The sequence below is a fragment of the Synechococcus sp. MU1655 genome (assembly GCF_023630655.1).
GTDB lineage: Bacteria > Cyanobacteriota > Cyanobacteriia > PCC-6307 > Cyanobiaceae > Synechococcus_C.
The window spans coordinates 1-7,740 of the sequence record NZ_JAKUHK010000074.1; the positions used below are offsets into that span (position 1 = coordinate 1).

General features: G+C 54.4%; 8 protein-coding genes. 2 read left to right on the forward strand and 6 right to left on the reverse strand.

Annotation, left to right across the window (positions count from 1 at the left end; genetic code table 11):
• Positions 1 to 67 precede the first annotated feature (67 nt).
• A complete protein-coding gene (purQ, locus tag NCN04_RS05170) occupies positions 68 to 718 on the forward strand; it encodes a phosphoribosylformylglycinamidine synthase subunit PurQ (protein WP_250395384.1) in 651 nt (216 codons plus the stop codon).
• Between the two features lie 347 nt (positions 719 to 1,065).
• A complete protein-coding gene (locus tag NCN04_RS05175; RefSeq protein ID WP_048348199.1) occupies positions 1,066 to 1,992 on the forward strand; it encodes a S66 peptidase family protein in 927 nt (308 codons plus the stop codon).
• Positions 1,993 to 2,053: 61 nt separating this feature from the next.
• Here NCN04_RS05175 and fba read toward each other — a convergent pair whose 3' ends face one another.
• The 6 genes from fba to NCN04_RS05205 all read right to left on the reverse strand — a co-directional run.
• Positions 2,054 to 3,127: a class II fructose-bisphosphate aldolase gene (gene fba / locus NCN04_RS05180; RefSeq protein WP_006853056.1), complete on the reverse strand. Its 1,074-nt coding sequence runs from the start codon at positions 3,125 to 3,127 to the stop codon at positions 2,054 to 2,056.
• 126 nt (positions 3,128 to 3,253) lie between these two features.
• On the reverse strand, positions 3,254 to 4,321 hold the full coding sequence (locus tag NCN04_RS05185) for a class I fructose-bisphosphate aldolase (protein WP_250395385.1): 1,068 nt from the start codon (positions 4,319 to 4,321) through the stop codon (positions 3,254 to 3,256).
• Between the two features lie 133 nt (positions 4,322 to 4,454).
• On the reverse strand, positions 4,455 to 5,543 hold the full coding sequence (locus NCN04_RS05190; protein ID WP_048346712.1) for a Gfo/Idh/MocA family protein: 1,089 nt from the start codon (positions 5,541 to 5,543) through the stop codon (positions 4,455 to 4,457).
• Positions 5,544 to 5,562: 19 nt separating this feature from the next.
• The gene (locus NCN04_RS05195) at positions 5,563 to 5,961 is read right to left on the reverse strand and encodes a hypothetical protein (protein ID WP_048346713.1); all 399 of its coding nucleotides are present in this window, start codon (positions 5,959 to 5,961) and stop codon (positions 5,563 to 5,565) included.
• Entirely contained in the window at positions 5,958 to 6,836 is an 879-nt protein-coding gene (gene accD, locus NCN04_RS05200; RefSeq protein WP_048346714.1) for an acetyl-CoA carboxylase, carboxyltransferase subunit beta, read from the reverse strand. Before accD ends, NCN04_RS05195 begins: the two co-directional genes overlap by 4 nt.
• Before the next feature lie 196 nt (positions 6,837 to 7,032).
• The coding region (locus NCN04_RS05205) for a prepilin peptidase (protein ID WP_250395386.1) at positions 7,033 to 7,740 on the reverse strand (708 nt) is incomplete at its 5' end.

A 7,740-nucleotide genomic window follows, 5' to 3' on the forward strand; every position in this document is an offset into this window, starting at 1 on the left:
AGCTGTTGAGTGATCGACTCCTCGCCAATCCTGTGATTGAGAACTGGACCCTGGAACTCAAGTTGTCATGAGCATTGGTGTTGTTGTCTTTCCTGGTTCCAATTGCGACCGGGATGTCCGTTGGGCAACCGAGGGGTGCCTTGGCATGCAAACCCGTTACCTCTGGCATGAGGAGACAGATCTGAGCGACCTCGACGCTGTGGTCCTACCGGGAGGGTTCAGTTATGGCGACTATTTGCGCTGCGGAGCCATCGCCAGGTTTGCCCCAGTGCTGGAATCCTTGATCGATTTCGCGAACAAAGGCGGGCGAGTACTAGGCATCTGCAATGGATTTCAAGTGCTCACTGAGCTCGGCTTATTGCCAGGAGCACTCACGCGTAATAGCGGTCTCCATTTCATCTGCGAAGACGCTCCACTCAAGGTGGTGAGCGCTCGAACCCCCTGGTTGGCACACGAACAATCAGGACGTGAAATCCAGCTGCCCATTGCCCATGGAGAGGGCCGTTATCAATGCAGCGAAGACACGCTCAAAGCACTTCAAGACAACGACGGCATCGCGTTGAAATACAACAACAATCCCAATGGCTCCATTGCCGACATTGCCGGAATCACGAATCCAGCGGGCAACGTGCTCGGATTGATGCCCCATCCTGAACGGGCCTGTGATCCTGCAACGGGTGGCATTGATGGACGTCGATTGCTGGAAGCCCTGACCTAGGAAGACGACCCATCCTGATCAGCTCTAGAAGAAAACAGAGAGCTCATGGGCATCAGTTCATTGACGCTAACTTGAGGAGAATTAAAGAAGACTAGTTTTTATCTGAAGCAGTCAAGCCAAACCATCATTGATCAGGCGTTATCGATAAGACCACTACAAGTATGAATCATGCATGATCGAGAGTTGCGAACTGATCTTTACTGTTTCACCCGATTTTCAAGGCTGAGCTTGATTAATGGCTTTAAGCATGAAACCAATCAAATTGTCAGACTCCTGTTAGGTAGAGATGAAGGCCTTTGATGCATCGTCGATCATTTTTAAGGTTGGGAGTTCCAGCGGCCTTGGCGATGGCCGTTCCTTTTTCGACTCATGGTTTGGCAGCATCGACTCAAACGAAGCCCCCACTTCGTCCGTTAAAGAAGGGCTCAAGACTTCGAGCCGTTAATGCCGGAACTTGGCTCGAGCCTGAAGCAGACTTTGGCCCGTTAGTGGAGCGCTGTGAAGCAGAGGGTTGGACGCTAGAAGTCCCAGAATCGGTCAAACGTCAGTGGAAATGGTTTTCGGGCACCGATCAACAGCGAGCCGATGATCTGGAGCGTGCCTGGAACAATCCTTCCCTGGATGGTCTGATTTATGTCGGTGCTGGCTGGGGAGGCGCCAGGGTGTTAGAAGCTGGCTTCCGCTTCCCCAATCGACCGCTTTGGACCCTGGGGTTTTCTGACACCAGCTCGATGCTGATGGCGCAATGGTCCGCTGGCTTGCATGGCGCCATCCACGGATCCACCACTGGACCGGACCAACAGTGGGAACGAACGGTCCATCTCCTGAGAGGGGAACAGGTCGCTCCACTGCAAGGGCGTTCCGTCCGTTCCGGGGTGGCCAGAGGTCCGCTCGTGGTAACCAATCTCACGGTTGCAACCCATTTGATTGGCACACCCTGGTTCCCTGATCTGCGTGGATCAATCCTGGTCCTGGAAGATGTTGGAGAAGCTCCCTACAGAGTGGATCGCATGCTCACGCAATGGCGCAGCTCTGGAGTCCTGCGTGGCCTTGCTGGCGTCGCGACGGGACGATTCAGCTGGAAAGGAGAGGTCGAGCCAGGTGATTTTTCAATGGATGGGATCCTGGAGGAGCGACTGTCTGATCTCGGCATCCCCTTGGTCATGAATTTGCCCCTTGGGCATGGACTTCCCAACATGGCTCTCCCCCTTGGTGCAGAAGCAACGCTCAACGCCAATCAAGGAACGCTGGTCCTGAATCCTGATCGCACGTAGCCATGAGGCCATCAAAAAAGGGGGGCTGACGCCCCCCGCTTTGTTGGTTTTGACCGAATAATCAGGCAGCAACTGCTGTCTTGGGGTCAAGGGTGCCTTTTGCATAAAGGCCGGAATAGAAGTTGATGTCGCGCTGCTTGATCTTGCTGGCATTGCCGGCAGCCCAGAACTGCTGGTAGCGATCCAAGCAAACCTGCTTCATGTACTTACGAGCCGGCTTGTTGAAGTGACGGGGGTCAAAGTTGGCAGGATCAGCCATGGCTGCTTCACGCACGGCAGCGGTGAAGGCCAGACGGTTGTCGGTGTCGATGTTCACTTTGCGAACACCGTTACGGATGCCTTCCTGAATTTCTTCGACGGGAACGCCGTAGGTCTCAGGGATGGCACCGCCGTACTTGTTGATCATTTCCAACCATTCCTGGGGAACGGAGGAGGAGCCATGCATCACCAGATGGGTGTTGGGGATAGCTTTGTGGATTTCAGCAATACGGCTGATCGCAAGCACTTCACCCGTGGGCTTGCGGGTGAACTTGTAGGCACCGTGGCTTGTGCCGATGGCGATTGCCAAGGCATCCACCTTGGTCTTGGCGACGAAATCAGCAGCTTCAGCGGGATCGGTTAGCAGCTGATCCTTGGAAAGCTCACCTTCAAAACCGTGGCCGTCCTCGGCTTCGCCTTTACCGGTTTCAAGGGATCCAAGGCAACCCAATTCGCCTTCAACACTCACGCCGATGGCATGGGCAACGTCGACCACTTCCTTGGTGACATTGACGTTGTAGTCGTAACTCGCAGGAGTCTTGGCATCAGCCTCAAGAGAACCGTCCATCATCACGGAGGTGAAGCCGTTCGCAGCTGCTCCAAAGCAAGTTGCGGGGCTATTGCCGTGGTCCTGGTGCATCACGACAGGGATGTCGGGATAAGTCTCAACGGCCGCCAGGATCAGGTGACGCAGGAAATTCTCACCTGCATAAGTGCGGGCTCCACGTGAAGCCTGGAGGATCACAGGAGAGTCAGTCTCGTGAGCCGCCTCCATGATCGACTGCACCTGCTCAAGGTTGTTGACGTTGAAAGCAGGGATGCCGTAGCCGTTTTCCGCGGCATGGTCGAGCAGAAGTCGAAGCGGAACGAGCGCCATAGTGAAGTCCTAACGAAGGCCGATAAACGGACATGTGTCCGTAGCCGCGAGACTTTACAGTTGAGTCGTGTGAATGTCACGACACTCTGTTGCAGAAAATGCTCCGGAGTGTCAGCGAATGAGCATTCAGTAGGTGTAACCGGCTACAAAAAGCTGCTCGTCTGATGAGGGTTGAGAGCCTGGTACGTAACGCGCTTGCGAGGCCTCAGAGTTGGCTTTTGCCCGCGCAAGCAAGGCTGCCTGGCCAGCAACTTGGTCCTTACCAGCCCATGCCTTGAGGCAGGAATGCTGCAAAGCGCGTCCATAGGAGAAGCCAAGATTCCATTGCGCTTTTCTTGAAATCTTGTTCATGTTGTTGAGATAGACAGACGCCGCTTCTTCACTCAAACCGCCTGATAAAAAGACAATTCCAGGAACACTTGCAGGAACACAACGCTCCAGTGTTCTCACGGTCATTTCTGCAACAATTTGAGGATCAGATTTCTGAGCACAATCAGCTCCTTGAATCGTCATCGAAGGCTTGAGAAGCGTTCCCTCGAGCAGAACTCCATTGAGCTGGCAAGCGAAGTACACCTCCTTAAGAATCTGCTCTTGAACCGCTGCCGTGACTTCAATCGAATGATCACCATCCATCAAAATCTCAGGCTCAATGATTGGCACGAGACCTGATTCCTGAACGGATCGTGCATAACGCGCTAGGCCCCATGCATTTTCACGAATAGCCAGGTCAGAAGGACATCCATCAGCCGTGATCTGCAGCACAGCTCGCCATTTTGCAAAACGTGCGCCTTGGGCGTAATAATCTGCAGCCCGTTCCACCAAGCCATCCAACCCCGTACAAACGGTTTCAACGGATTGGGCGCCGGGCAAAGGGCAAAGACCCTTATCCACTTTGATCCCAGGAATAATTCCCGCTTTATTTAATTTCTGAACCATTGTTTCGCCATCAGCATGGCTCTGAAACAAGGTTTCTTCGTACAAGATTGCGCCACTAATAAATTCACCAAGGCCTGCCGTCGTAAACAGCATTCCTCTGTAGGCCTGACGATTGGCCTCAGTATTTTCAACTTGAATCCCACCTAGTCGCTTACCGATGGTCTTCGTGGATTCATCAACCGCAAGGATTCCCTTCCCCGACTCTGCCAAAGCGTTGGCTGTTGCAATTAACTCTTTGGAATAAGCGGAGAGAGACATAGGGATGAAGCAACAACGACGAAAGCGCCAGAACTGTACACAGCAAATCTAGGTCGAAAAAAGATATTTGACGCCCAGGCAAGTATCCAAGGCCGCAGAGAAAATTGATTATTAATTCTTCAACCTGTCAAATTCAATCGGTCCCTATGGTCGATTGATCACATGCTTGCTGACTGACCAGCCCCTCTGAAAGGCCAGGCACCATGGGAGCACCCGTTTGAATGCTGTGCGCCCACCAACTCTGGATGCGGGCCACGGGCGCCACTCGACCATCACTCCAGGTGGTGGTGAACATGAACTCGGGGTCCGCCTCGATATTGCGAGTGGCCTCTCCCATCGGCGTGTGCCAGAGCCCAAAGCCATGGACATAATCCTTTTGGTTTGAGCTACCGAGGGTGAGGCTGCCATGAGATCCATAGATCTCGAGCCAGCAACCTCGACCATTGCGGGCCACAGACGCCAAATTGACCTGGGCTGGAACCCTCTGATCCGAGCGGCCCTGCCAATCGAGCTGCATCTGAATCAGCGAGACATCTTCAGCATCCACTGGCGCCATGCCCCCGCTGGGATGGGGACGCTCCTTAATCGACACGCTATTGAGACCTTGAACGGATCGAATCGGTCCGATTAACCAAGCCAGCATGTCGAAAGCATGGGTACCAAGGGCACCGAGTACACCACCACCGGCCTCCCGTTGTGAATACCAGCTCCAGGGTCGAGACGCATCCGCACGGCTGCTCATCAACCAGTCGAGTTTCACCAGCCACGGAGTGCCCACGGCACCTGCCTTCAACATGCTCGCAGCCTGCATGAACAGAGGCACAGCCCGATACTCATAATCCACTGCAACACTGAGCCGGTTCTGAATGGCGAGGCGTTGGAGCTCGGCCACCGATTCAGCCTTAAGAGCAACAGGCTTTTCAAGCAACAAGTGTTTGCCTGCTTTCAGCGCTTGAAGGGCTAACGCAAAGCGTGGCTCCGGAGGGGTGGCAATGATCACGGCCTGCACGCGAGGGTCGCTGAGCAAAGCCTCCCAATCTTGATAACCAGGGAGGTTGTGCTCAAGGCAGGCCTGATCGAGGCGTTCACGGCGGGGATGCCAGAGCGCTACCGCTTCCAGATCAGACTGAGCGGCAAGGGCTTGCAGATGAACCGATTCACCAAAGCCAAGACCCGCAATCGCCACTCCAATGGGGGAAGGGCTTGAAGATGGGAGCGCCATAAGGGAGGCCGAGTTGGGATCAGGACAGCGACGAAAGTTCGTCCGATGAGCACACACCGGAAAGAACACCGTCGATCAAAGGATCAGAACCAGAAGGTTGCCATTCGGCCCTGAATTGAGGCAAACCATTTTTTTGCTTGTCTCGATACAGCTGTTGGCTGCAGTCAATCTCCATCACGACAAGCGTTCCCAAAGCAGGGCGATCATCCTCCTGACGCAAGCTGTAGCGGCTCAGGACTGACACGGTGCCATCCTTCTTCAGCCGCAAACTTCCGGCATCCCACCATTGCTGTCCCTCTCCACTGGAGGGCACTTCTCGCCATTCAACCTGACCGGCACAAACAGGAGCAGCACAAAGGATCAGGGCTAAAACAACTGCAGCCACCGGCCTCAAACGTGAGGACAAAACTCGAATCATGAGCTCGTGACCCGAGATTCACAACCGTGCAATCGGAGCAAACTCGCCAAAGTTGATCGCAATTGCGTACGCGGAACAATCGAATCCACGAATCCGTGGTCTTGCAGGTACTCGGCAGTCTGAAAATTATCCGGTAATTTTTCCCTCAAGGTCTGTTCAATCACGCGCCGCCCTGCAAAGCCAATCAGAGCTTTTGGCTCCGCCAAAATCAGATCTCCAAGCATCGCAAAACTTGCTGTGACGCCTCCGGTGGTGGGGTGAGTGAGCAATGGCATGTACAACACGCCCGCCTCGCGGTGGCGTTCCAAAGCACCAGAAATCTTGGCCATCTGCATGAGGCTCAGCATGCCCTCCTGCATCCTCGCTCCACCGGATGCACACACAATCAGAAGTGGCAGCTTTTTAGCGGTCGCCTCTTCCACCAAGCGGGTGATCTTTTCACCAACCACCGAACCCATCGAACCGCCCATAAAACGGAAATCCATCACGGCAAGAGCCATAGGGATGCCCTCAACCTCACAGAGTCCAGTGATAACTCCGTCGCGAAGACCTGTGCTGGCTTGCGTTTCGCGCAGGCGGTCGGCATAGGCCCTGCGGTCTTTAAAACCCAATGGATCCGTGGGTTGAAGCTCTTGATCCATCGCCACGAAGCTGTTGGGATCCACCAACACCGCAATCCGCTCACTGCTATCGATGCGGTGGTGATACCCACAGTTGCTGCAAACACTGGCGTTGCTCAGCAGATCCTTGCGATACACCACCTGCCCACATTCCGGGCACTTGCTCCAAAGACCGTCCCCTTCATCGGGCTCTTGATTCACCTTGCCGACGTACTGACCCTTACGGCGGTCAGCGAACCAGTCGAACAAACTCAAGGTTGATTACTCCTTAATGGCAACAGCAGATCTCAGTTGGCATTGGGGCTTTCGGTTTGTACGAGCGCCACATTGGGGAGATCCGAGAGTACGAATGATCAAGCCAAAGGCCTGAATCCTGTACCAATCCCCTCAGGCTAGGACAGGGATGTTGCAATCTCTCGGTGCAGCAGCCAGGGAGCTGATTTCTGTTCTTTTAAAGGCCACCAAACAGGCTGAACCATTGCTGGCCCCACCATTCAGGCCCACCGAGCCAGGTCAGCCAAATCCCAAGGGCGATAAAAGGACCAAAGGGGAAGGGCTGTCTCGGCCCTAACCGTCCAGACACCCGTCCAATCGAGCCAAAGATTGCACCACTCAAAACGGCGATTGCCAAAGCAACCAAAACACCAACCAAGCCAAGCCAAGCTCCTGCAACAGCTGCCAATTTGGCGTCACCAAGTCCAAGAGCGGGTTGTCCAAGCATGCGCTCCGCAAGAGCGCTTAATCCTTCCAGCGCCAGCAATCCTGCTGATGCCGCTAACAAATGATTGAGAAGCATGGCACTGGCGTCTGGCCCAGGGATCACCAGAAAGAGAGCCCCGGTGAAGGCAAGGCCGAGCAACACCCCAATCCTGCAAAGAGGTTCGGGGAGCCAAAGATGGTCGATATCAATCAAGACCAATGGAAGTAGCACGCTGATGAGAACAATTCCTGCCACCACATTGAGAAATGCCAGGCCTAATTGATCTGAAGCGGCGAGCAATCCATGGCCCCACAATGCGCTCAGCCAAAGGAGGGCGCTCAAAAGTTCCACCAATGGGTAACGGCTCGAAATGCCCTGATAGCAATCGCGACAACGTCCCTGAAGCCAGAGCCACCCCATCACCGGCACATTGTCGTGCCAGCGCACGGCCTGGCCACA

What these genes read in the sequence shown, in the direction of transcription:
- fba (WP_006853056.1), bottom strand. Translation starts at nt 3,127, where the DNA reads ATGGCGCTCGTTCCGCTTCGACTTCTGCTCGACCATGCCGCGGAAAAC.
- NCN04_RS05195 (WP_048346713.1), bottom strand. Translation starts at nt 5,961, where the DNA reads ATGATTCGAGTTTTGTCCTCACGTTTGAGGCCGGTGGCTGCAGTTGTT.
- NCN04_RS05190 (WP_048346712.1), bottom strand. Translation starts at nt 5,543, where the DNA reads ATGGCGCTCCCATCTTCAAGCCCTTCCCCCATTGGAGTGGCGATTGCG.
- NCN04_RS05175 (WP_048348199.1), top strand. Translation starts at nt 1,066, where the DNA reads ATGGCCGTTCCTTTTTCGACTCATGGTTTGGCAGCATCGACTCAAACG.
- NCN04_RS05185 (WP_250395385.1), bottom strand. Translation starts at nt 4,321, where the DNA reads ATGTCTCTCTCCGCTTATTCCAAAGAGTTAATTGCAACAGCCAACGCT.
- purQ (WP_250395384.1), top strand. Translation starts at nt 68, where the DNA reads ATGAGCATTGGTGTTGTTGTCTTTCCTGGTTCCAATTGCGACCGGGAT.